The following is a 21,600-nucleotide window of genomic DNA, read 5'->3' on the forward strand; positions in this document are numbered from 1 at the left end:
GATCAGACCGGCAAGTCGGTACCGTCCGGACGCAAACCGGCCATGAACACCGCGACCAACCGCGGGACCAGGTTCGGCATGGCCTCGTCGGACAATTCGATTTGCGGGCGCGTCAGTTTGGCCAGAGCCATGACGAATTCGAGCGGTTGCAGATCGGCGCGAACCAGTCCGGCGCTCTGAGCGGCGCCGATCGTCGCGGTCATCTTCGATTTCGTCACCTCACGCACCGCCAGAACTTCGGGCGCCAGCTCGGTGAAACTGCGTTCCACCAGTGCAGGAATGAGCGCACCCAGGCGCAGTTCCACGAGGCGGTCCACCAGCGTGTGCCACGCGTTTGTGGGATCGGTGGACATTGCCGTGAGTGCGATGTCGGCAGCCTCGCGAACATCGGTCAGTGTTGCGACGGCGACGGCGGTCACGAGGTCCTCGCGCGTCGGAAAGTTCCGATACAGCGTGGCGATGCCCACTTTCGCGAGTTCTGCGACTGCGTCGAGGGGCGCGTCGTGCCCGCGCTCGGTGAACACCGCTCGTGCGGCGTCGACTATTGCGTTTCTGCGTTCACGTGCATCGGCTCGCACATTCACCTCCGGTATTGACAGTTCATCATAACCGGAGGAATATCTTCCACAAATAGTGGAGGAAAAACTTCCACTTAGGGAGGGTAGTTATGAACGCCGAAGTTGAAGCACGGGACCGCAAGAAGTTGGTGGCTGTGGTGTTGGGCTTGTCCGCCGTGATCGGGCTGATGCTGCTTGCCTTCGTACTGCCCTCGGTCAACAGTGGCCCGCACGAACTGAAGTTGGGCATCACCGGTCCAGCTCCGGCAACCGAACAGATCAGCACCTCGCTCGAGGCGAGTAAGCAAGGCGCCTTCGATACTCGAGAATTCGCCGACGCCGACGCCCTGCGTGACGCGATTCGGAATCGCGACGTGGTCGGCGGAATCGCCGTTGATGCCAACGGTCCTCACGTGTTGATCGCGACTGCAGGCGGAACCCCGATCGCCCAGACCCTGACCGGGGTGGCCAACGGCCTCTCGGAGGACTCGGGGGCAAAGGTGCCCGTCGAAGACGTTGTGCCGCTGACTGCGGACGACCCGACCGGTGCTGGGCTCACGGCATTGGCCTTGCCCTTGGTGTTCGGCGGAATCATGCCTGCTGTTGTTCTCGTGCAACTGTTTCCGCGGAGCATTGTCAAGCGAGTGTTGGGCGCTGCCGGCGTCGCGGTTGTCGCGGGTTTTGCACTGACTGCCATTCTGCAGTTCGGCACCAACAGTCTTGACGGAAACTACCTGCTCACCGCGCTCGCACTCACCATGGGCATGTCGGCCATCTCGCTGCCCATTCTGGGACTCGAATCCCTGCTCGGGATGAAGGGATTCGCGTTGGGTGCCGTCACGATGATGTTCATCGGAAACCCACTCTCGGGGATGGCGACAACTGCCGCGTGGTTGCCCGCAGGCTGGGGTGCATTCGGGCAGCTGCTCCCACCTGGCGCCGCAGGAGCATCCGTCCGTTCGATGGCGTTCTTCGACGGCCATGGCGCCGCCACGCCACTTCTGGTGCTGGTGTGCTGGATTGCCGTCGGGATCGCGCTGTGCGTCGCCGCCGGCCGGAAGAAGGCGTCGACCCCTGTGGTCGAACCCGAGGCTGCGCTGGTTTAGCCGGCGGGGCTTGTGTACGGGGTCAGGTCGGGTATCGGCCAGACCCCGTCAACGCGTTCCACGACCAGTTCGGCGACCACGGTGTCCTCGTCCATCGGTAGGGGTCGGAGGATTCGGGGCTTTCCCGCCTCCCATTCGACGTCGATGCCTGCGGAGGTCAGAGCGTCCTGGTCGATGACGGCGACGATCAGTGGCAACGTGAGGTCGCCGAACACCAGATCGAGCACCGAAGCGAGCGCGTTCGGGGTGGTTACGCGAATGAATCCCGCCTCGTCGTAACTGATTCCGCGCGTCGAGACCTCGTACTCACCGAAACGCTTGCATGCTTCCCAGTCGTCGGCGATGGCGACGTGGACGAGTCGTTGTCCGGTCATGCAGTGCTCCTGTAGTGTTCGAAATAATGAAACGTCAACGTAGCATTAATTGAGTGGCACGGTAGTAGGGGACTTGATGGAGCAACCGCGCAGACGTGGGAGAACCAGCGACGCGGAGCGAGCTGATCGACGCAACGAGATTCTCGACGTCGCGGTCGACTCGTTTCGAGAAGTCGGGTTCGCTCGAACGACCATCGACGCCATAGCCACGGCCGCCGGCGTCGCCAAGCGCACCGTGTACAGCTATTTCGGCGACAAATCCGCAGTCTTCGCTGCTGCTGTTTCGCGTCAGCACGCGTATGTCGAGAACGCCGGTGGCGACCAGTCGGACCTGCTCGCCGCTGCAGTGGACATCGTCATCGCACTGCACAGCGAAAACTCGATTGCGCTGCACCGCATGATGATCGGCGAGGCCGTGCAGTTCCCGGAACTGGCCGCCGCGTTCTACGAATCCGGCCCGGCCAAGTCGATTGCCTTTCTGGAGAAGATATTGATCGATCAGCACGGCCAGAAGGCTGCGCTGTGCGCGGATCAGTTGTACACGTTGCTGCTCGGGGAGGAGCACCGGCAGCGACTGCTCGGGCTCGCTTCCGAACCGACAGCAGAAAGAGCTGCGCAACTTGCAGCTCGTGCGGTGGGATGCGTTCTGGGATCTGATCGGTAGGCTCGACTGGGTGAGTAACTCTGTGGTCTGGTTTCGACGTGATCTGAGGGTAGGTGACCTTCCCACCCTGAGTGCAGCGTCGGATGCCGGCGGGCGGACGTTGGGTTTGTTCGTTCTCGACGAGAACCTGCTCGGACCGGCAGGCTCACCCCGTCAGGATCAACTGTTCGCCAACTTGACGGCGCTCGATCATCAACTCGACGGAAAACTGATGGTTGTTCGAGGTGATCCGGCGGACGTGGTGCCCCGTGTAGCGGAATCCGTTGGCGCCGAAGAAGTTCACATCAGTGCCGACTACGGACCCTACGGCCGACGGCGCGACGCGGCCGTGGCGGAGCAGGTGGAGTTGATCGCCACCGGATCTCCGTATGCCGTGGCGCCCGGACGCGTCACCAAGGCGGACGGTGATCCGTACAAGGTGTTCACGCCGTACTTCCGTCAGTGGATGGAACACGGTTGGCGGGGCCCCGCGTCGACCGATGCGCAGACGGTCCGTTGGTTCGATCCGAGCGACATGGAGGGTGGCCCGCGCCGGGTGAGTATCCCCGCGCCATCCGCCTCCGTCAGCGATTTCGTCGGTGAGGTCGGCGCCCTCGAACAGTGGAAAGAATACTGTGAGAACGATCTTGACCGGTACGACGACGAACGAAATCGGCCTGACCTCGACACCACGAGCCGGATGTCGATTCCGCTCAAGTACGGCACGATCCATCCGCGAACGATGTTGGCAGATCTCTCCAAGCGACTGGGCGACGGCGCTCAGGCTTACCGTCGCCAGTTGGCGTGGCGAGACTTCTACGCAGACATCCTGTTTCAACGCCCCGACAGCGCGCGGAAAAACTACGACGACAAGTTCGACCGTTTACGTCACGACGGTGGAGTGGACGCAGACGCCGCCTTCACGGCCTGGTGTGAGGGCAAGACCGGCTTCCCGATCGTGGATGCCGGCATGCGGCAACTCGCGGCTGAGAACTGGATGCATAATCGGGTGCGAATGATCGTCGCGTCTTTTCTGGTGAAGGACCTACACATTCCGTGGTGGCGTGGCGCACGGTTCTTCATGTCGCATCTGGTGGACGGTGACTTGGCCTCCAATCAGCACGGGTGGCAGTGGACTGCAGGGTCGGGCACAGATGCTTCGCCCTTCTTCCGCGTCTTCAACCCCATCACGCAGGGGGAGAAGTTCGATCCCGACGGCGCATACGTCCGTCGGTGGGTTCCCGAACTCCGCGATGTTCCCGGGAAGGCCGTCCACTCGTTGAAGGCGATGCGCCCGGTCGACTACCCGGACCCGATCGTCGATCACGCGCATGAGCGTGAGGAAGCCTTGCGCCGGTACGGCGAGATCAAGGGCTGAGTGCTCAGTGATCTGCGGGCGCTACGCGGAGGCGGTTTCCGTCCAGATCTGAAATGACGAATGTCAGACCGAAGACATCTTCGTTTGGCTCTTCGACGACCTCAATTCCCTTGGCCACCCACTCGTCGTAGATCGCCCGAATTTCATTGCTCCCGCCGTCGACCAATATGCCGACTTCGAAATTGCGCGGAGTCGCGGGATCGAGGTCGCGGGACTTGCCGCTCCACAGTGCAAGGACCACGCCGCCGCCGAGGTCGAAGGTCATGTACCGAGGGCTGAGGACCTCAGGCTTCGCGTCGAACAATTCGCCGTAGAACGCTGCTGCGGAGGCGGCATCGCTGACGTAGATCAGAAACTGGTTGGGTAGTCGCACTGTGGTTTTCCCTCTCCCGTTGATGTTCGGGCCACCGGCAGCGGGGCGTGTGCCTGGTCGTGCGGGGCCGTGTTCAACACTTCCCTCGCGCCGGACGAATGTCCAAGAACGAGTGCGTCTGAGAGGCAGATGGATTACTTATGACGACTGCTGCAGTCACACCGCACTGAGGTGGTACCCGACGCTCAGGTTCGGGTAGTAGCCGTCGATGTAGCTCGAGATGAAGTAGTGATCAGGGTCGGTGGTGCGAGTTCCGTCGGTGTCGAACTGCGGATAGTCGTTGGCCATGAAGACGGCTTGTCCGCCGCCGGGAGTGGAATAGACGACGTCGACCGTCAGGCCGCGCGGGTCCTGGTTGTATGCCGTGACGATCTCGGTCTCGTGGGGCGCGAGCGACTGGCGTGGGCTCTGCATCCACTGTCCGGAGGGGTTGTCGGCGCCTTCGAGATGAATTGTCTGTTCGGTGTCGTTGCTGATCGTCATCGTGATGGTGTTGCCGGTCGTGGGAAGAGTTCCGGCACTGGCGATTCCGCTCAATCCCAGAGTGAGGGCGCCGGCGGCCAGAGCTGTGATTGCGGCAACTACGTAGCGTGGGTTCGTCATCGTCGGTGTCCTTTGTCCGGGTGAGCGTTCGGTTGGCTCTCTCGAAGACAACTATGTCGGAGTGGATCGATGTCGTATGTCCACTTCCGGGACCCTGTGCAGGAGGAACGGTGTGTCCACCGATCGGGGGACACCTACTCCGACACGGAGACAGCTTCGACCTTTCGCTCGCTGGTGACCAGCAGTCCGATCAGTGCGGCGGCCGCGAGAACCATGACGAGTGCGCCGTAGCCACGCGTCGTATCCACCAACCCCACCTTGCCGACCAGGTAGCCGGCCAGCAATGCCGGAAGGCTATTGGCCAGATATGCGATGACGTAGACGGTGGACAACAACCCCGCGCGTTCGTGGTTCTCGGCCAGCGGCATGACAGTGAGGATGGTTCCCTGGAATCCTGCTCCGAAGCCGATCCCGGCAACAGCCGTACCAACCAGAATCAATACTGCAGAGGATGTTTCAGCACCGATGAGTGTGACGGCCACCCCGAGCACCAAGGCGGTTGTTCCGATCAGCATCACGGTTCGGCCGCCGAGTTTGCGGAAGGTGAGCACCGCTGCGGCTCCGAATCCCGTCAGTGTTGCGACCATGATGGCACCGATGAGCGAGCTGTGAACGTCAAGTGCGTTGCGCGCCAGCGCCGGTCCGAGTGAGAGGTAGAAACCGCCCAGCGCCCAGACCGCGATCAGGCACGGTGCGGTGAGCGCAATCATGGTTCGGGCCTCGCGAGGAACAGCAAGGGTGGGGCGTAGCGACTGCCAGGCTCCGGGGCGTCCGCCCGAAGTCTCGGGAGCGGCCCAAACCCCGAGGATCTCGATGACGACGAGTACGAGAAGGACCAGGTAGACAGTGCTGGTTGGCCTGGGCAGGTGCTCGCTGATGAGACTCGAACCCACGGCTCCGACGGCAAGCCCCACTGTCGGAGCGACGCTGTTGATGATCGATCCGCGGCCCGGAGTGCGTTCGAGGTCGATCAACGCCGAACCCAAAGCGCTGATTGCAGCGCCGGTGGCAACACCTTGCACGACCCGGGCAATCAGCAGAATGGTCAAACCGTCGGCCGAGGCGAACAGGGCGAGCGAGACCGCCTCCAAGGCGAGCGCTCCGAGCAGGACCGGTCGCCTGCCGATGTGATCGGACAGGGATCCGGCGGTCAAGAGCGTGGCGAGCAATGCGAGAGCGTAGATGCCGAACACGAGCGTCGACGCGAGCGAGGAGAATCCCCACAACTGTTGATAGTGCTCGTACAACGGTGTCGGGGTCGCGGAGGCGCCCAGGAACGTAGCGATGATGACGGCGATGAGTGTGAAAGCGGCGCCTCGCCCCAAGCGTGGGCGTGAAGTGCTCTCGGTCGGCGGTGAAATGGTCGTTGTCATTGTCGTAGCGCTTCCCGTGCGGGTGGTGAAGACTTCAAACGCAAATACTTTGCGTTTGGGACGCTACGCCTGGCCGTAGCCTAATGCAACATCTTTGCGTTAGTATTGATTTATGAGTCCGTCCGCAGGTCCGCGCCCCGGTGGCCGCAGTGCGCGCATCCAACAGGCAGTGCATGCGTCGGCGCGCAAGTTGTTGGAACAGCGTGATCGGGCAGAGATCACGGTGCCGATGATCGCGACCGATGCGGGTGTGACCCCGTCGACCATCTATCGGCGGTGGGGCGACATCAACGAAGTCTTTGCCGATGTCTCGATCGAGAGATTGCGACCGGACGCCGACCCGCGTGAAACGGGTTCGCTCCGAGGGGATCTGACGATCTGGGCGCAGGACTATCTGGAGGAGATGTCTGCACCCGTCGGTCGCGCATCGCTGCGAGATGTGCTGATGAGCGACGACCAGACGCACGCACCGGACGGCACGAAGAAGTTCAAGTGCGCCTTTTTCTGTCGGACACAGATCGACGTGATACTAGCTCGTTGGCCGGAAGCTGCTGACGTGGATGGTGATTCGGTAGTGGACCAAGTGGTTGCACCGATCATCTACCGAATTCTGTTCGACCTCGAACCGGTCGCGCCGCAGCGAGTTGCGGAATTAGTGGATCAGACACTTGCGCTCGCGGCGCGGGTCGGTGCCGAAGGCTGATCGCTACGTAGTCGGGCGTGGACATGCATGTCGTGCCAGCCGTCGGCGTGCCTGGCGGAGCCTCGTCGAACACCTTCTTCGCTGAAGCCTGCTTTGGTGGCGACTCGGCACGATCGTGGGTTGTGGATCGAGTGTGCGAGTTCCAATCGATGAAACCCTACTTCGCGGAATGCCCACTCGGACAGTGCGGTTACGGCCTACGTGTTCCGGCTCTGCCACTCTTCGTTCAGGCGGCGCGCAGATTCCAGAGTTGCGATCGCCTCTTCGGTGTCAACTCGCGCGAGGACCAGTGCACTTACTGTGCAGGAGAGAAGGATTCGAGTGCGGTCTGAGAGCGTGGCGTCTGTCTCGGTCGGAAATGTGGCTTGTAGCCCGCTGCGAATTGCAACGGCAAGTTCTTGCCGATAGGCGCGGATCACGGCTGCCACCGCATCGTCGTGCGCGCCGAGTCCGGCAGCCGTATTGAGAAGTAGGCAACCGCGCCGAGGCGAGTCGGCGGTCATGGTGCCGATCGCGTGCTCAAGCGAGTAAAGGTAGTCGTCGACGGCGTCTGCCCCGGGATTTGTCGTGAGGCCGCGCAGACGTGGCCGGATGACATGTTCGAGGTACATCTGCACGGCGGCGTCGAACAATCCGCGCTTGTTGGTGAACGAGTTGTAGAGACTTGACCGACTCAGCCCCGTCGCGGATTCGAGGTCGCCGAGTGAGGCGCCTTCGTATCCGCGTGCCCAGAAAACGTCCAACGCGGCAGCGACCACGGCTGTTGTGTCGAATTCTTGTGATCTGCCCATCAAAGCCTCGCTCTTTCTGTATCGTTCGGTCCAGTATATATTGGACCGAACGATACAGAATTCACTCGAAGCAACAGGAGCTCACCGATGAACGTCGCCGGCTACATCTTCGCGGGACTGGCCGCAGCAGTGCACGTGTACATTTTTGTCCTCGAATCGATTCTCTGGACGGCCCCGAAGACCCGCGCCACGTTCGGCGTGAAGTCCGAGGAAGAGGCGATCACCACGCAGCCGCTCGCCTTCAACCAGGGCTTTTACAACCTTTTCCTGGCGATCGTGTCAGCGGTCGGCATCGTGATTGCGGCGACCGGCTCCGCGTCGGTCGGAATTGCCCTCGTCCTGGCGGGCACAGGATCGATGGTTGCCGCGGGACTGGTGCTGATTCTCTCGTCTCCCGACAAAGCCCGCGCAGCCGTCGTGCAGGTGCTTTTCCCAGCTATTGCCGTTGTTCTGCTGGTAATCCACCTGCTCTGAGTGGTCTCTATCCGCCGCCGAGCACCAGTGATTCGATCAACGCAAAAGCCCCGTTGAGTGCTCCACAATCGAAGGCTTCGGCCAGGGCGTATCCGATGACAAGTTCGTCGGTGCTCGGCGTGCTCGACCAGACTGCGTCGGTCTGTCTGGGATCGGATTCCTCGTTCTTGGAGAAGTGCCCGATCCGCAATCCGTCGCGGGTGAATGCACTGTTCGCGTCGTCGACTGGGGCGAAGTTCAAACTCACGCCGTCGACGAGTGCCGAGACAGAGTACGAGCGACGGGACAGAAACCCTTTGCCGACAGTGAGTTCGACTTCGTCGCCACCGACAGTGAAGAACAAGTCGGCGGCGGCGCGCGTTCCGATGGGTGTGCCTTCGCGGCGCGGGGCATCGACTCGACGCGTCAACAGAGCGTGTGAGTTGCCGTTTCGGACGTCGACGACCCCCGTGTCGACATCGAACGAGATCTCGACTTTTCCGTGAATCGGGTCCATTACGGCGTATTTGACCGTCACTGTGCCTACCCCCTGTAAGTGTGAACTCGGGTCCATAATACGTGGTGGGAGCGTTGTCCAGTATGCCCGAATCCAAAAAAATAGTGCCGAATGACGCGCGTTTGCGGCCAAATGCTTCTACGCTGGGTCTTGGGTTTGTTGCGCATCCCACAACGGTTTTTCCCACGCCAGACGAGGAGCGCCTATGAGGTTGTCGACTACTTGTTCTGTTGCTACGAAGGCTTGATCAAGCCGGAATTGCCTCTGCCGGATGGTGCTCGAGACCCATCCGGCAGAGGCAATTCTGCATCAGTTCGGGCCTTCAGCCGCCGGCGAATTTTTCCGAGGTGCCGAGATCGATCGGCAACGCGATGCCGGTGATCCCGCGCCCGGCCGGCCCCACCAGATAGAACACCGCATCCGCAATCACTTCGGGGTCGACCCACGGGTGGGGCAGCAGATTCAGCTTCGACATGATCGGAGCGGTATCGGCGAGGACAGGATTCTCCAAGTCTGGACGGAACGCACGAACCATCGGTTCGTTGTCGATCATCGTCGTTCGCACATTGCCCGGGTGTACAGAGTTGACCCGAATGTCCGCCCAGCCGAGTTCGTTGGCCAGAGACTTCGCCAACCCCCGAACGGCGTGCTTCGACGCGGAATAGTGTGCGATACCCGGCACGCCTCGAAGCCCGGCCATCGAGCTGATCAACACGATGGATCCACCTCGATTGCCGTTCATGATGTGCGGAATCGACACCTTGGTCGTCAACCAAACGCCGGTGACGTTGATGTCCATCAGCTCGCGGAACTCTTCGGCGCTCAGGTCCCAGGACAATTTCGCCGACGCCGCGATTCCCGCGTTGGCGATCACGATGTCCAGTCGTCCGAGTTTCTCGACTCCGGCGTCGACCGCTGATTTCAGGGCATCGAGGTCGCGAGTGTCCGCGACGGACGCGACGATGCGCCGGCCCTGAGCTTCGACCAGGGCGACGGTCTGGTCGAGGTCGGCTTCGGTGGCCATGTCGTACCCCGCCGTTGCGACCGGCGCGCACAGATCCACCGCGATGATGTCCGCGCCCTCGGACGCGAGCTTGACGGCATGTGCGCGCCCTTGACCGCGCGCCGCTCCGGTGATGAATGCGACCTGACCGTCCAAATTGCCCATCGAACTCCCCTGCCCGTCTGAATCGTTGAAAACTGGAACGTGTTCATACTGCTACGTTCGGTGCGAGCCAGGCAGGGGAATTCTCTGAATCCTTATCCGCGAAGAAGTTTGGACAACTCGTCCAGTACGCTCGCGTCCTCGATGGTCGACGGGACCGTGTACTCCTCGTTGTCGGCAATCTGCCGCATGGTCTTGCGGAGGATCTTGCCGGAACGAGTCTTCGGTAGTGCAGCGACGACGGTGACGTCCCGGAACGTGGCGACGGCACCGATCTGGTCTCGCACCCGGGCGACCAGTTCCTGTCGGAGTGTTTCGGGATCGATGTCGACGCCGGACTTGAGCACGACGTAGCCGCTGGGGCGTTGCCCCTTGAGTTCGTCGTGAATGCCGATGACCGCGCATTCGGCGACAGCCGGGTGGCCGGCGACGACGGCCTCCATGCTTCCGGTCGAAAGGCGATGTCCGGCAACGTTGATCACGTCGTCACTTCGTCCGAGCACGAAGACGTAGTTGTCCTCGTCGATGTATCCGGAGTCGCCGGTGAGGTAATAGCCTTCGAAAGTCGACAGGTAGGACTTCACGTACCGGTCCTCGTCACGCCACAGTCCGGCGAGTGTTCCGGGAGGAAGCGGCAGGCCGATCACGATGTTGCCCTCGGTGCCCGGACCCACGAGTTCGCCCTTGCCGTCGACGATTTCGACGCGGTATCCGGGGCAGGCGACGGTGGGTGAGCCTGCTTTGATCTCCATCGGTTCGAGGCCGCGCAGGTTCGCGCAGATGGCCCAACCGGTTTCGGTCTGCCACCAGTGATCGACCACCGGGCGATCGAGAATCCGAGTAGCCCACTCGTAGGTGTCGGGATCCAAGCGCTCGCCGGCCGCGAACAGTGTGTCGAGCGACGAGATGTCGTACTTGGCAAGCTCTTTTGCATCCGGGTCGGCCTTGCGGACCGCGCGGATCGCTGTCGGAGCGGTGAAGAGTGCCGACACTTTGTATTCGGAAATGATGCGCCAGAATGCACCTGCATCGGGGGTCCCGACGGGCTTGCCTTCGTACATGACCGTCGTAGCTCCGGCGAGCAGTGGCCCGTAGACGATGTAGGAGTGGCCGACCACCCAACCGACGTCTGAGGCGGTCCACCAGACCTGGCCGGGGCTGATGTCGTAGAGATTCTTCATCGTCCACGTCAGGGCAACGGCATGGCCACCGTTGTCCCGGACGACGCCCTTGGGCTTACCGGTCGTTCCCGAGGTGTAGAGAATGTAGAGCGGATCCGTCGCGGCGACCGACACCGGGTCGGCAGGAGTTGCATCAGCGATCAGCTCGTCCCAGTCGAACCAGGCTGCGGCACTTGACTTGTAGTCGGCAGCTGCGCCGGGAATCTGCTCGCGATTCTTCACGATCACGGTGTGCGCGGGCGTGGCGGACAGTTGCAGAGCCTTCTCGACCATCGGCAGGTACTCGATTGTTCGTCCGGGTTCGAGGCCGCCGGACGCCGTCACGAGCACCACTGGACCGGCGTCGTCGATACGGGTTGCGAGTTCCTTGGCCGCAAAGCCGCCGAACACCACCGAATGCACCGCGCCGATTCGCGCACACGCGAGCATCGCGATCGCGGCCTCGGGAATCATCGGCATGTAGATGATCACGCGGTCGCCCGCCACCACACCCTGATCTTTCAAGACGCCGGCGAAGAGTGAGACCTGCTCGAGCAATTCGGTGTAGGTGTACGTGGCCTTGGTGGGGACCATCGCGGAGTCGAAGATCAGCGCGGTCTGATCGCCGCGGCCGTCGCGGACGTGCCGATCGAGGGCATTGAAGCTGGTGTTGAGCGAAGCATCCGGGAACCAGCGATAGATCGGCGCGGCAGAATCGTCGAGAGCCTTCGTGGGGGCGACATCCCAGTCGACGGCCCGCGCAGCGTCGAGCCAGAACTTCTCCGGCTGATCCATGCTCTCGCGATATGCGTCGGCATACGTGGTGTGGGACGCCTGCTCGGAAGAGCTCATCGACGTGTGTCCTCTCGTGAACTTCGCTTACCGGTGACCTGAAACACCTTAGGTCACCGTCAGTGCGGTGCGCCTCAGTAGCGGTGCGGGTACCGTCCCTTTGCGCCGGGCGGGCCTGTCCCGTCGGCCAGTGGCGCGTAGGGGTGGGGTAAGCCAGGGACGGAAAGGGGGATCGATGTGACAGGTGCAGCGCAACGCGCAGGCTTCTGGGGAGTCCTCGCTCTGCGTGACTTCCGACTGCTGTGGACCGGCGACGCAGTCAGCGGTATCGGAAACGGTGTCACGACCGTCGTACTGCCGCTGGTCGCGCTTCGCGAACTGGACGCGAGTAGCTTCCAGATCGGTGTGCTGGCATCGGCAGTGTGGTTGCCGTGGTTGATCGTCGGACTACCTGCCGGTGCCTGGATCGACCGGCTGCCACGGCGTCCGATCATGATGATCGCGAACGCTGCGTGCGCGCTGCTCTTCGCGAGCCTCGCGATCGCCGGCTTCCTGGAGGCGATGACATACGGCCACCTGCTCCTGGTCGCGCTGCTCACCGGTACAGCCACGGTCTTCTTCCAGGCGGCCTATCACTCGTATCTCCCCACGGTGCTCGCCGAAGCGGATCTTGTCGAAGGGAACTCGAAGATTCAGGGCGCCGAGGCCGCAACTCGGGTGATCGGCCCAAGCGTCGGTGGGCTCTTTGTTGCAACTGTCGGGCTCGCGGCCGGTCTGGTTGTCGACGCGTTCACGTTCGCCTTCTGCTTCGTATGCATCTGGCTGATTCGTGTGCAGGAGACCATCCATCGCGGACAGAATCAGCGGGAACCGTTGCGACGGCAGATTGCGCTCGGACTGCGATTCGTTGCCGGTGATCCGTATCTGCGGTCGATCGTCGTCTACGGCACTCTGCTCAATTTCGGTCTCACCGGGTACACCACGATTCAGATCGTGTTCTTGGAAAAGACGGTTGGTGTGGGGGAGTTCGGACTCGGGCTTCTCTTGGCGATTGCCGGGGTGGGCGGAATTGTCGGATCGATGATCGCGCGCCCGCTCGGCCGCAGATTCGGCACTGCCCGAAGCGTTCTCATCTGTCAGTTGGTGACGGGACCGTTCATCCTGTTGGCGCCTCTGACGACGTACGGTGCCGGCCTGTTCTGGTTCTGCATCGGCGGCATGGTGATGGTTGCGGGTGTCGTGTCGTGCAACGTGGTGCTCGGCAGTTTCCGTCAAAGTTACTGTCCGCCGGACCGCCTCGGACGAGTAGTGGCAACGAGTATGTTCCTGCTGCACAGCAGCATTCCGCTCGGTGCGCTGACGGCAGGCTACCTCGGCGACGCGGTGGGACCGCGCGGGACGATGTGGATCATGGCCTGCCTGATCGCGCCGTGCGGATTGATCTTGCTCTTCAGCCCCCTCCGCGGGATCCGCGATCTACCGAGTCGGCCGGCGATCTCGCTGCGGTAGAGAATTACTGCGGTAGAGCCGCGGCGGCCTCTTCGCTTCGAATCGCGATGCGAAGTGTCGCGAGCATGAACAGTGAGACTGCGAAACCGAAAAGCGCGCCGAACTGGTCCTGCGTGAACAGATAGACCTGCGTCACCAGGAGACTCACGATGAGGGATGCACGCAGGAGTCTCAGGGCTCGCAGGTACGGGCCGCGGAAGAGGAACCACACTCCCAGAACCACAAGAACTCCGGTTGCGACGGTGGAGATCTGGACCACCAGGTCGGAGACGTCGTCGGCTTCGACGACGTTCTCGGACACCAACGCGTAGATCACCTGGACAATCGCCAGAAGAGCCTGCAGTACGAACAGGGTCAGTACCAGTCGGCGGACGACACGGTGCCGGAGCAGTTCCTCAGCACGGTGGAAGAACGCGTTGCGGCCACGAGTGATCTTCGATTCGATACCGCCGGTCGGCGGAGTTTGTGAATGCAGGCCGGCCTTGATCGAATCGACGAGGTCGGTGAGGCTGCGGTCTTCGACGCCGTCGAGTACGCGGAGGGCGTGGTTGTACTGGATCTCGTCGAGCTGACCGAGAGCGAGGTCCGAGAGCGCTCGCGCCCCGATGGCGAGCCGATGACGATCATTCATTCCGCGCCGAATCACCACCTCGCGCGCGGCAAGATAGAAGAGAACGAAGACGACGTACATGATCGCGATGGCAGGTTGGTAGAAGTAATCGACGTCGGCAGTGACGAATTTTCCGACCTCGTCGATGAAGAGACCGAACCCGATTCCGCCGACAAGCGTGGCCAGGTCACGCGTGCGAGAGCCTTCGGTGATGGCGGTCGCGACGATGGCGACGGCCATCAGCAATCCGCCCCAGAGAACGTGTGCGATGTGGAGGGCGCCGCCCCCGATCTGGGGATAGCCCGTTGCCGCCAGATAAGCGCGGGTGATCAACACGGTGGCGATGCCGGCGAACAGGAACAATTCGAAACGAGCGAGTGCCGCGCGGTCGTAACTGTGCGGCAGCGTCAGCGCATTCCGGTCCTTCGTCGTCATTGCGGAACTCCCAGGTTTCGATAGCGCGCGATACGGGAGGACTGGCGATCGGTGTCCGACTCTTCGGCAAGCATGAAGAGTTCGTGCGCTATCGCAGCCCCTACCCTCTTGGAGAATTCCACGGGTTCGTCGGCCGCGTCAGGCGTTTCGGGAATGATCGCGTCGATTACGCCGTCTCGAAGCAGATCCAACGAACGAATGCCCTGCGCTGCCGCCATCTCCGGTGCGTGACTGATGTCGCGATGGACGATCGCGCTTGCGCCTTCCGGCGGCAGGGGAGCGAGCCACCCGTTCTGTGCCGCGAGTACCCGATCGGCGGGCAGCAGCGCGAGCGCCCCGCCGCCTGTTCCCTGACCGAGCAACACCGACACTGTCGGGGTCTTCAGCGTCACGAGGTCGGCGATGCAACGGGCGATCTCAGGGGCCAGTCCACGTTCTTCAGCTTCTTTGGACAGCGACGCGCCCAAAGTGTCGATCACGAGGACAAGCGGGAGTTGTAGTTCTTCGGCAAGTTTCATGCCCCGTCGCGCTTCCCTGAGCGCGGCCGGTCCCATCGTGGTGAGCGCGGATTGGCCACTGCGGTCCTGGCCGAGCAGGATGCACGGAAAGCCTCGGAAGCGGGCGAGCGAGAGCAAGATCGTCTTGTCGGTTTCACCCTGCCCGGTGCCACTGAGCGGTACCTGTTCAGTTGCGGCATGGCGGAGCAACTGGCGGATGCCGGGTCGATCGGCCCGGCGCGAGAGCATCACCGACTGCCAGGCGGGAACATCGGGAATCTCGGGTGAGGGAATCGGGTCCGTGGCCGCCGGGGCCGGGGGATCGGTGAGCACGCACAACGCTCGATTGACCAGCAGACGGAGGCGGTCGACGGGTACGACGCCGTCGATAACGCCGTTGCGATACAAGTTTTCGGACGTCTGGATACCGTCGGGAAACTTTTCGCCGTACAGCGATTCGTAGACACGGGGTCCGAGGAATCCCACCAGAGCACCGGGTTCCGCGACGGTGATGTGGCCGAGGGATCCCCACGAGGCAAAGACCCCGCCGGTGGTGGGATTGCGCAGGTATACCAGGTAGGGCAGGTGTGCCGCTTTGTGAACAGCCACTGCCGCAGCGATCTTCACCATCTGAACGAAGGCGACGGTGCCCTCCTGCATCCGCGTTCCGCCGGAGGTGGGCGAGGCGAGCAGCGGGAGTTGTTCTGCCGTAGCACGTTCGACGGCGGTCACGATCCGCTCGGCCGCGGCGACTCCGATGGAACCGGCGAGAAAGCTGAATTCACAGGCAATTACCGCGACTCGACGGCCCCGAACCGTACCGACACCGGTGACGACGGACTCGTCCACTCCGCTCTTCTCGCGGGCCTTCGCCAGGTCTTCTGCGTATTTCGGGCCAGGTCCGACGTCGACGGGCGCGGAGTCCCAAGAGACGAAGCTCTCGGAATCGAGTACCGCAGTGAGTAGTTCTTCGGCCGAGATTCGCACAACGTCCTCCAAGTAAGCAGCACCCCGTCCAGGATGAACCTACCTGGACGGGGTGCCGTCGGGATCGCGTGGCGCCAGTTGTGCGCCGGAGAATCAGCGTCCGAACGCCTCTTTCCATGAAACGACCTTGCCGATACGAAGGATGGAGCGCTGGTAGATCTTTGCCGCGATCATCGACAGCGCAGCAGTCACGACCAGCATCAGCAGAATGGTTCCCACGATCTGGAACGGAGAAGCAACGCCGGCGGAAATGCGCAGGGGCATGAGGATTGCCGAGAACGGCGGAATCCAACTCAACACGTTGCTCAGGGTTCCTTCTGGATTGCTCACCGAAACGAAAGCCACGCTGACCATCGCCATGACGAGCAGCGCGAGAGGCATCGCGGTGGCGTTGACGTCCTCCTGCCGCGAGACCATGGACCCGGCGGCGGCGTACAGCACGGCGAAGAAGAGGAAGCCGAGAATGAACCACCCGAGAGTGCCGAACAGAACGCCGATCGCGGTGCCCGTCACGGTCAGGACGCCCGTCGCGAGTCCGGTGGCGACGCCCGCGACGGCATAGGCAGCCATCTGCATCAGGCCGACAGCACCGATTCCGAGAACCTTGCCCCACAACAACTGCAGCGGACGAAGAGTGGAGAGCAGCAGCTCGACCACGCGACTGGACTTCTCCTCGACGACGCCCATCGCCACGTACGTTCCGAACAGCAGGATCTGCATGTACAGGAGCACCACAGCAGCGATCGACATCGCTATGCGTTGGCCCTGTTCGGGATCCGGGGGATCGATGGCATCGATGGTGACCACTGCGGTGGACGTGGCTTCGGCGAGCTGTGCCGGATCGATCCCCGCGGCGGAGAGCGCATTCGATTGTGCCTGTTGTGCAACGGAACTCTCGATGACGGCGCGCAGATTCGTGGGCACTTCCTTCTTGGTCACGACAGTGACGCCGCCGCCCGATCCAGCGATGACGGCCACGTCGAGGTCGCCGTCCTTGACCTGGTTACGCGCGGTTCCGTCGTCGGAAACCTCCGTCACCGTCACCGGATTTCCGAGGGTGTCGCCGATGGACACCATCGTGGCACTGAGTGATTGGTTGCCGACCAAGCCGATCTTCGACTTGTCCTCGTCGCCGCCGGAGAAGAGTGAGAAGGCGATGATGCCGCCGACGATCGCGACCAGGATTATGACGTTGCTGATCACAAAACTCTTCTTCGAGATCTGCGTCATGAATTCGCGTCGGGCGACCAACCCGATGGCTCGACCTCCGCTCAACTGGTTGCTCATGCGGCTACTACCTCTCGGAACAGATCGGTCAGTGACGGACGTCGTAGCGTGAACTCGTGCACCGGTCCGGTTTTCAACGCTGCATGCAGGATCTGCTGATCGTCGGCGGTTCCGTCGACGCTCAGGAGCGTTCGACCGTCGAGGTGGCTCAGTGTGGTGACACCGATCAGGTGGTGTGCCCAACCGACCGGCGCGTCAGGGGCGAAGACTTCGATTCGGCCGTCGCCCTTGCCTCGTAGTTCGTCGACGGTTCCGATCTCTCGCATGCTGCCGCGGCTGATGATGCCCACGCGATCGCACAGGCGCTCCACCAGATCCAACTGATGGCTGGAGAAGATTACGGGAACACCGGTGCGAGCCTTCTCGACCAACACGTCACTCATGACATCGACCGCTACGGGGTCAAGGCCCGAAAACGGTTCGTCCAGAACGAGTACCGCTGGATCGTGAACCAGCGCGGCCGCGAGCTGCACACGTTGCTGATTACCGAGGGACAGGGAGTCGACGGTGTCCTTGACGCGTTCGGCGATACCCAGACGTTCGGTCCAGCGCTCTGTCGCCGCATGCGCATCGGCTTTCGAGAGTCCATGTAGCTCGGCCAGATAGGAAAGTTGCGCGCCCACCTTCATCTTGGGGTAGAGGCCGCGTTCCTCCGGCATGTATCCGATAGTGCGACGCACGTCGAGGTCGACGGGTTTGCCGCCGAGGCGAACTTCCCCCGAATCTGCTCCGAGCACACCCAGCGCAATGCGCATCGTGGTCGTCTTGCCGGCGCCGTTGCTGCCGACGAATCCGAAGATCTCGCCTGGTCGCACTTCGAAACTCAGGTTGTCGAGTGCAACGACGTCGCCGTAGCGTTTCGAGATGCCGTCGATCGTGAGGTTGGCTGACATGGGTCCTTCCCATCGGTCGAGTGGTGCGCTTCGGTAATACGGGTCAGAGGTCGAACTCTTCGGAATCAATCGGATCCGGGTCTGGATTGGTCCACGAGAGAATCATCGCGGGCGTGCACGCGCCGATCAGCATTGCAGTCAGTGCCAATAAACCTCCCGAGTAAGGCAGTCTCTCTACATTCCACTGCACCGACGAGGTGAAAATGAGGAAAATGGCGACAATGAAGACCAACGATTGAGTCACGCTCAACCCGACGGAACGGGCGTCGTTGCGTTGCTGGATCTCCCATTCGTCCAGAGCATGCCGCGGCGCATCCCCTTGCCTGCCCGACACGATTTGAAGTGAAGACCACGTCGGTAGGAACAACAGGGTGAGGACCGGCCATGCCACCGCGAACAGTGGGTTGAACAGGCACGCTATGCCGATGGCAACCATCGTGGCGAACAGGACTCCGAGGGCGATGACGAGCATCCGCCGACGTCGACGGGTTCGCCAATTCGGAAGCCAATGTCGGAACGTCTCCTCGTTCTGCAGGAACCGCCGAGTGCGGTGGGCCTGGTAGCGGTCGATCAGATTTGATTCAGGCACTGGGCTTTTCACTCCCCTCGGTAGTGCGGTCAGATCGGTAGACCTCCGTCGACGGTGCATTCCGGTAGACCTCCGTCGACAGCGGCCCGAACTCCGTCCGGGAGAACACCGCTTCGACCGGAAGGTCGAATACCCAGCAGATCCTGAACGCGAGATCCAGGCTGGGGTAGTGATCGCCGCGTTCGAGCGCCCCCACCGTCTGCGGGTTGACGTCGACGAGTTGTGCAAGCTGGGCCCGACTCATCTTCCGCTCGGCGCGAAGCACTCCGATGCGATTGAAGATGGGGAGCGCGTCTCCCCGTCGGACTGGGCTCATGCATCAAAGTGTTGTAAAAACCCAACAGTTTGTCAACATGAACCGCGAAGGTGCCGTTTCTGGGTGGTGTCGGCGGATAGGGTTCGGGCAACAGAAGGGGCGTCGCATGGTGGTCGAAAAGTTGGTGCTCGAGAAGTCCTGTCTCGTCGTGCAGGTGCGCGAGGACGGTAGTTACAGCGTGGGACCGCAAGGGCGTGAAGTGGTCTGGCGCGATGCGATGGAAAAAGGTGCCGTCATCGGTATCGGTCAGCACACTCCAGGGGACGTTGAGGGTGAATCGTGGTGGGTCGTGTACGGCCAGTCGGACGCCGGGGCAGACGTCACCGTTCGACTCGAGGATGGATCGCACGTGCCGGTGGGCCGTATCGGTGAGATTTTCGCCAGCGAATGGGTGAGTACCCCGCAGCAGGCCTTGCTGTATCGGTCCGATCGCCCGGTTGAGTCGCAGCCCACCAATCTCTCTGTGCTGTTCGCCAGGCCGAAGTTCATGCCCAAAGCGGCGTTTCCGGAGAATGATCGCTTGTAGTTGCAGCGAGCTGGCGTCGGGAGGCTGGCGGCCATCTTCTCGAAACATTACGGTACGTACTGTACTGTTTGGGAATGACAACTTGGCCGAACGACCTCGCAGTAGTGCAAGTGCGCGTAGCGCGACCCACCGACAGGCTCGACGACGTGATTGCGTTCTATCGCGACTGTCTGGGATTGCCCGAGCTCTACCGGTTCTCCGGTCATGCCGGGTACGACGGAATCATGCTGGGGCTGCCGGATTCGAACTATCACCTCGAATTCACGACCCACGAAGACGGAAGCCCGTGCCCGGCGCCGACGCAGGACAACCTGTTGGTGCTCTACTTCGCCGGCGAATCGGCGATGTACGAGGTAGTTCAGCGGTTGGGTGAAGCAGGGCACGAACCCGTTGGCGCCGAGAATCCGTACTGGGAGGAGAATGCGGGGATGACTTTCGAAGATCCCGACGGCTGGCGTCTGGTGCTCATGCCGCGACCGGTGCTGTAGATGGTGCGCGCCCGCGACGAGCGGATCGACGACGCCGTACTGGCGGCAACCCTGGAGTTGTTGGGGGAGAACGGTTATGCGGAGCTGTCGATCGGTTCGGTGGCGACGAGAGCTGGCGTGCACCGACCCGCCATCTACCGGAGATGGCCGTCGAAGCGGCATCTGGTGGTCGACGTCGTCGTGGCGCACATCGGCACTGATCCAACGCCGGACACCGGCGATCTCAGGGCAGACCTGGTCGCCGGCATCACGACATTGGTTGTGGGGCTGAGTGAAACGGTAGTTGGGCGGATCCTGCCCGCGTTGGTCGCGGATCTGGCGGCGGACCCGGAATTGGCGCGGGATTTCCAGTCGGCATTCTTTCAGCCACGACGCGATTCCACTGCGGCAGTGCTGGAATCGGCGCGGCTACGCGGCGACATTCGGAGCGACTTCGACCTGGACTTCGTCCTGGATGCCCTGGCGTCGCCGATCTATTACCGAGCGTTGTTCCGTCACTTACCGTTGGACGCGCTCCTGGCCGAGCAGTCCGTCGATTCCGTGCTGCTGACGTTGACTCCCCACGAAAATTCCTGAAGCCGTTTCGATTCAGTTCAATTCGACTGGATCGGGTCCGACACGGCTGTCGGTGTTCAGCGCTGCGATGGCAGCTGACTCGTCGGTATCGAGTGCGAAGTCGAAGATTGCGGCGTTGTCGCGCATGCGGGCAGGTGTCACCGACTTCGACAGAACGGTGTGTCCCTGTTCGAGATGCCAGCGCAGAATGATCTGCGCTGGGCTCTTTCCGTGTGCTGCAGCGATTTTCCCGATGGTCGGGTCGTCGAGGATAGTTCCCTGTCCCAGTGGGCTCCATGCCTCGATTTCGATGCCGCGACTTCGCGCGTATTCCCGTGACGCGTGCTGTTGCAGTCTGGGGTGCAATTCGATCTGGTTGACGGCCGGGGTGATCGAGCTGTGCTCGGCCAGCAGTTCGAGGTGCTCGGGCAGGAAGTTGGACACGCCGATCGCACGGGCACGGCCGGAGGCGAGGATCTCCTCGAAAGCGGCCCACGTCTCCACGAACAGGCCCTTTGCCGGTGCCGGCCAGTGGATCAGATACAGGTCGACGAAGTCGAGGCCGAGCTTGTCGAGGCTCGTGTCGAACGCGGCGAGCGCTCGGTCGTGGCCCTGATCGTCATTCCACAACTTGGTGGTGACAAAAAGCTCTGACCTCGGAACACCCGAACTAGCGATGGCGCGGCCGACACCGGCTTCGTTTCCGTAGATTGCGGCCGTGTCGATGTGGCGGTAGCCGATCTCGAGAGCGGTGGCAGTGACCTCTTCGGTCTGTGCGTCCGGTACCTGGAAAACGCCGTACCCGAGTTGCGGGATGGTGATCGGTTCGCCGGTGGTTCCGTGAGTCAGTGTGCGGTCGGGGATCGACAACATTGAAGAGCGCCTTTCAAGACTGGGTGTGGCGGTTCGACGGGCGATCG

Annotated in this window: 26 protein-coding genes; 9 read left to right on the forward strand and 17 right to left on the reverse strand. The window is 62.1% G+C overall.

Going from position 1 to position 21,600, the window contains the following annotated elements; translation table 11 throughout:
* Nucleotides 1–2: 2 nt before the first annotated feature.
* Nucleotides 3–578: a TetR/AcrR family transcriptional regulator gene (locus EEB12_RS22580; protein ID WP_020970464.1), complete on the reverse strand. Its 576-nt coding sequence runs from the start codon at nt 576–578 to the stop codon at nt 3–5.
* Nucleotides 579–667: 89 nt separating this feature from the next.
* Between EEB12_RS22580 and EEB12_RS22585 the strand changes: the two genes are divergently transcribed.
* Nucleotides 668–1,663 (forward strand): ABC transporter permease, encoded by a 996-nt coding sequence (locus EEB12_RS22585; RefSeq protein ID WP_141488539.1) that lies wholly within the window; start codon nt 668–670, stop codon nt 1,661–1,663.
* On the opposite strand, the gene EEB12_RS22590 is transcribed toward EEB12_RS22585, so the two are convergent.
* Complete coding sequence (locus EEB12_RS22590; RefSeq protein ID WP_141488540.1) at nt 1,660–2,037, reverse strand: DUF952 domain-containing protein; 378 nt, start codon at nt 2,035–2,037, stop codon at nt 1,660–1,662. The genes EEB12_RS22585 and EEB12_RS22590 overlap by 4 nt on opposite strands.
* 76 nt (nt 2,038–2,113) lie before the next feature.
* Here EEB12_RS22590 and EEB12_RS22595 point away from each other — a divergent pair, with 76 nt between their 5' ends.
* Together EEB12_RS22595 and EEB12_RS22600 are read left to right on the forward strand one after the other, a co-directional pair.
* Nucleotides 2,114–2,701, forward strand: a complete 588-nt coding sequence (locus EEB12_RS22595; RefSeq protein WP_097387022.1) for a TetR/AcrR family transcriptional regulator — start codon at nt 2,114–2,116, stop codon at nt 2,699–2,701.
* A 10-nt stretch (nt 2,702–2,711) separates the two neighbouring features.
* Nucleotides 2,712–4,058: a cryptochrome/photolyase family protein gene (locus EEB12_RS22600; protein WP_141488541.1), complete on the forward strand. Its 1,347-nt coding sequence runs from the start codon at nt 2,712–2,714 to the stop codon at nt 4,056–4,058.
* 4 nt (nt 4,059–4,062) lie between these two features.
* On the opposite strand, the gene EEB12_RS22605 is transcribed toward EEB12_RS22600, so the two are convergent.
* The 3 genes from EEB12_RS22605 to EEB12_RS22615 all read right to left on the reverse strand — a co-directional run bounded on the left by EEB12_RS22605 (nt 4,063) and on the right by EEB12_RS22615 (nt 6,407).
* Complete coding sequence (locus EEB12_RS22605; RefSeq protein WP_020908755.1) at nt 4,063–4,431, reverse strand: VOC family protein; 369 nt, start codon at nt 4,429–4,431, stop codon at nt 4,063–4,065.
* A gap of 156 nt (nt 4,432–4,587) precedes the next feature.
* Nucleotides 4,588–5,034 (reverse strand): hypothetical protein, encoded by a 447-nt coding sequence (locus EEB12_RS22610; RefSeq protein ID WP_141488542.1) that lies wholly within the window; start codon nt 5,032–5,034, stop codon nt 4,588–4,590.
* A 134-nt stretch (nt 5,035–5,168) separates the two neighbouring features.
* On the reverse strand, nt 5,169–6,407 hold the full coding sequence (locus EEB12_RS22615; protein ID WP_141488543.1) for an MFS transporter: 1,239 nt from the start codon (nt 6,405–6,407) through the stop codon (nt 5,169–5,171).
* Nucleotides 6,408–6,519: 112 nt separating this feature from the next.
* On the opposite strand from EEB12_RS22615, the gene EEB12_RS22620 reads away from it, so the two are divergent.
* Nucleotides 6,520–7,110 (forward strand): TetR/AcrR family transcriptional regulator, encoded by a 591-nt coding sequence (locus EEB12_RS22620; protein WP_029255999.1) that lies wholly within the window; start codon nt 6,520–6,522, stop codon nt 7,108–7,110.
* On the opposite strand, the gene EEB12_RS31065 is transcribed toward EEB12_RS22620, so the two are convergent.
* Complete coding sequence (locus EEB12_RS31065) at nt 7,068–7,295, reverse strand: GNAT family N-acetyltransferase (protein WP_290283637.1); 228 nt, start codon at nt 7,293–7,295, stop codon at nt 7,068–7,070. The two genes, EEB12_RS22620 and EEB12_RS31065, sit on opposite strands and share 43 nt — an antisense overlap.
* Nucleotides 7,296–7,307: 12 nt before the next feature.
* Nucleotides 7,308–7,901 (reverse strand): TetR/AcrR family transcriptional regulator, encoded by a 594-nt coding sequence (locus tag EEB12_RS22630; protein WP_029255998.1) that lies wholly within the window; start codon nt 7,899–7,901, stop codon nt 7,308–7,310.
* Between the two features lie 87 nt (nt 7,902–7,988).
* Between EEB12_RS22630 and EEB12_RS22635 the strand changes: the two genes are divergently transcribed.
* Entirely contained in the window at nt 7,989–8,375 is a 387-nt protein-coding gene (locus EEB12_RS22635) for a DUF1304 domain-containing protein (protein WP_029255997.1), read from the forward strand.
* Nucleotides 8,376–8,382: 7 nt separating this feature from the next.
* Here the strand turns inward: EEB12_RS22635 and EEB12_RS22640 are convergent, their stop codons facing one another.
* From EEB12_RS22640 to EEB12_RS22650, 3 genes are all read right to left on the reverse strand, one after another.
* A complete protein-coding gene (locus EEB12_RS22640) occupies nt 8,383–8,892 on the reverse strand; it encodes a hypothetical protein (RefSeq protein ID WP_223304422.1) in 510 nt (169 codons plus the stop codon).
* 301 nt (nt 8,893–9,193) lie between these two features.
* On the reverse strand, nt 9,194–10,039 hold the full coding sequence (locus tag EEB12_RS22645; RefSeq protein WP_020908748.1) for a mycofactocin-coupled SDR family oxidoreductase: 846 nt from the start codon (nt 10,037–10,039) through the stop codon (nt 9,194–9,196).
* Nucleotides 10,040–10,131: 92 nt separating this feature from the next.
* The gene (locus EEB12_RS22650; RefSeq protein WP_141488544.1) at nt 10,132–12,048 is read right to left on the reverse strand and encodes a propionyl-CoA synthetase; all 1,917 of its coding nucleotides are present in this window, start codon (nt 12,046–12,048) and stop codon (nt 10,132–10,134) included.
* 177 nt (nt 12,049–12,225) lie between these two features.
* Here EEB12_RS22650 and EEB12_RS22655 point away from each other — a divergent pair, with 177 nt between their 5' ends.
* On the forward strand, nt 12,226–13,497 hold the full coding sequence (locus EEB12_RS22655) for an MFS transporter (RefSeq protein ID WP_141488545.1): 1,272 nt from the start codon (nt 12,226–12,228) through the stop codon (nt 13,495–13,497).
* A gap of 4 nt (nt 13,498–13,501) precedes the next feature.
* On the opposite strand, the gene EEB12_RS22660 is transcribed toward EEB12_RS22655, so the two are convergent.
* From EEB12_RS22660 to EEB12_RS22685, 6 genes are all read right to left on the reverse strand, one after another.
* Nucleotides 13,502–14,542 (reverse strand): hypothetical protein, encoded by a 1,041-nt coding sequence (locus EEB12_RS22660; RefSeq protein ID WP_020908745.1) that lies wholly within the window; start codon nt 14,540–14,542, stop codon nt 13,502–13,504.
* Complete coding sequence (locus EEB12_RS22665) at nt 14,539–16,026, reverse strand: acetyl-coenzyme A carboxylase carboxyl transferase subunits beta/alpha (RefSeq protein WP_141488546.1); 1,488 nt, start codon at nt 16,024–16,026, stop codon at nt 14,539–14,541. The genes EEB12_RS22660 and EEB12_RS22665 overlap by 4 nt, the downstream gene beginning before the upstream one ends.
* Before the next feature lie 93 nt (nt 16,027–16,119).
* Nucleotides 16,120–17,313, reverse strand: a complete 1,194-nt coding sequence (locus EEB12_RS22670; protein WP_019744870.1) for an ABC transporter permease — start codon at nt 17,311–17,313, stop codon at nt 16,120–16,122.
* Nucleotides 17,310–18,206 (reverse strand): ABC transporter ATP-binding protein, encoded by an 897-nt coding sequence (locus EEB12_RS22675; protein ID WP_141488547.1) that lies wholly within the window; start codon nt 18,204–18,206, stop codon nt 17,310–17,312. The genes EEB12_RS22670 and EEB12_RS22675 overlap by 4 nt, the downstream gene beginning before the upstream one ends.
* Before the next feature lie 43 nt (nt 18,207–18,249).
* Nucleotides 18,250–18,795, reverse strand: a complete 546-nt coding sequence (locus EEB12_RS22680) for a hypothetical protein (RefSeq protein WP_020970450.1) — start codon at nt 18,793–18,795, stop codon at nt 18,250–18,252.
* On the reverse strand, nt 18,788–19,111 hold the full coding sequence (locus EEB12_RS22685) for a helix-turn-helix transcriptional regulator (protein ID WP_003940147.1): 324 nt from the start codon (nt 19,109–19,111) through the stop codon (nt 18,788–18,790). The genes EEB12_RS22680 and EEB12_RS22685 overlap by 8 nt, the downstream gene beginning before the upstream one ends.
* 106 nt (nt 19,112–19,217) lie before the next feature.
* Here EEB12_RS22685 and EEB12_RS22690 point away from each other — a divergent pair, with 106 nt between their 5' ends.
* The 3 genes from EEB12_RS22690 (at nt 19,218) to EEB12_RS22700 (ending at nt 20,701) form a co-directional block, all read left to right on the forward strand.
* The gene (locus EEB12_RS22690; protein ID WP_029255992.1) at nt 19,218–19,637 is read left to right on the forward strand and encodes a hypothetical protein; all 420 of its coding nucleotides are present in this window, start codon (nt 19,218–19,220) and stop codon (nt 19,635–19,637) included.
* 74 nt (nt 19,638–19,711) lie between these two features.
* Nucleotides 19,712–20,125 (forward strand): VOC family protein, encoded by a 414-nt coding sequence (locus EEB12_RS22695; protein ID WP_021332241.1) that lies wholly within the window; start codon nt 19,712–19,714, stop codon nt 20,123–20,125.
* Nucleotides 20,126–20,701, forward strand: coding sequence for a TetR/AcrR family transcriptional regulator (locus EEB12_RS22700; RefSeq protein WP_007733408.1), 576 nt, complete (start codon nt 20,126–20,128; stop codon nt 20,699–20,701). It begins immediately after the preceding gene.
* A 12-nt stretch (nt 20,702–20,713) separates the two neighbouring features.
* Here the strand turns inward: EEB12_RS22700 and EEB12_RS22705 are convergent, their stop codons facing one another.
* The gene (locus tag EEB12_RS22705; RefSeq protein ID WP_020908738.1) at nt 20,714–21,553 is read right to left on the reverse strand and encodes an aldo/keto reductase; all 840 of its coding nucleotides are present in this window, start codon (nt 21,551–21,553) and stop codon (nt 20,714–20,716) included.
* Nucleotides 21,554–21,600 lie beyond the last annotated feature (47 nt).

Origin of the sequence: Rhodococcus sp. WS1 (assembly GCF_003797745.1) — a bacterium.
Lineage (GTDB): Bacteria > Actinomycetota > Actinomycetes > Mycobacteriales > Mycobacteriaceae > Rhodococcus_F > Rhodococcus_F erythropolis.

Excerpts from the sequence above, each read along its gene's own strand:
- EEB12_RS22590 (WP_141488540.1), bottom strand. The coding sequence starts at position 2,037 with ATGACCGGACAACGACTCGTCCACGTCGCCATCGCCGACGACTGGGAA.
- EEB12_RS22595 (WP_097387022.1), top strand. The coding sequence starts at position 2,114 with ATGGAGCAACCGCGCAGACGTGGGAGAACCAGCGACGCGGAGCGAGCT.
- EEB12_RS22615 (WP_141488543.1), bottom strand. The coding sequence starts at position 6,407 with ATGACAACGACCATTTCACCGCCGACCGAGAGCACTTCACGCCCACGC.
- EEB12_RS22635 (WP_029255997.1), top strand. The coding sequence starts at position 7,989 with ATGAACGTCGCCGGCTACATCTTCGCGGGACTGGCCGCAGCAGTGCAC.
- EEB12_RS22660 (WP_020908745.1), bottom strand. The coding sequence starts at position 14,542 with ATGACGACGAAGGACCGGAATGCGCTGACGCTGCCGCACAGTTACGAC.
- EEB12_RS22690 (WP_029255992.1), top strand. The coding sequence starts at position 19,218 with ATGGTGGTCGAAAAGTTGGTGCTCGAGAAGTCCTGTCTCGTCGTGCAG.
- EEB12_RS22700 (WP_007733408.1), top strand. The coding sequence starts at position 20,126 with ATGGTGCGCGCCCGCGACGAGCGGATCGACGACGCCGTACTGGCGGCA.
- EEB12_RS22675 (WP_141488547.1), bottom strand. The coding sequence starts at position 18,206 with ATGTCAGCCAACCTCACGATCGACGGCATCTCGAAACGCTACGGCGAC.
- EEB12_RS22630 (WP_029255998.1), bottom strand. The coding sequence starts at position 7,901 with ATGGGCAGATCACAAGAATTCGACACAACAGCCGTGGTCGCTGCCGCG.
- EEB12_RS22585 (WP_141488539.1), top strand. The coding sequence starts at position 668 with ATGAACGCCGAAGTTGAAGCACGGGACCGCAAGAAGTTGGTGGCTGTG.
- EEB12_RS22685 (WP_003940147.1), bottom strand. The coding sequence starts at position 19,111 with ATGAGCCCAGTCCGACGGGGAGACGCGCTCCCCATCTTCAATCGCATC.
- EEB12_RS22650 (WP_141488544.1), bottom strand. The coding sequence starts at position 12,048 with ATGAGCTCTTCCGAGCAGGCGTCCCACACCACGTATGCCGACGCATAT.
- EEB12_RS22695 (WP_021332241.1), top strand. The coding sequence starts at position 19,712 with ATGACAACTTGGCCGAACGACCTCGCAGTAGTGCAAGTGCGCGTAGCG.
- EEB12_RS22620 (WP_029255999.1), top strand. The coding sequence starts at position 6,520 with ATGAGTCCGTCCGCAGGTCCGCGCCCCGGTGGCCGCAGTGCGCGCATC.
- EEB12_RS22705 (WP_020908738.1), bottom strand. The coding sequence starts at position 21,553 with ATGTTGTCGATCCCCGACCGCACACTGACTCACGGAACCACCGGCGAA.
- EEB12_RS22670 (WP_019744870.1), bottom strand. The coding sequence starts at position 17,313 with ATGAGCAACCAGTTGAGCGGAGGTCGAGCCATCGGGTTGGTCGCCCGA.
- EEB12_RS22645 (WP_020908748.1), bottom strand. The coding sequence starts at position 10,039 with ATGGGCAATTTGGACGGTCAGGTCGCATTCATCACCGGAGCGGCGCGC.
- EEB12_RS22610 (WP_141488542.1), bottom strand. The coding sequence starts at position 5,034 with ATGACGAACCCACGCTACGTAGTTGCCGCAATCACAGCTCTGGCCGCC.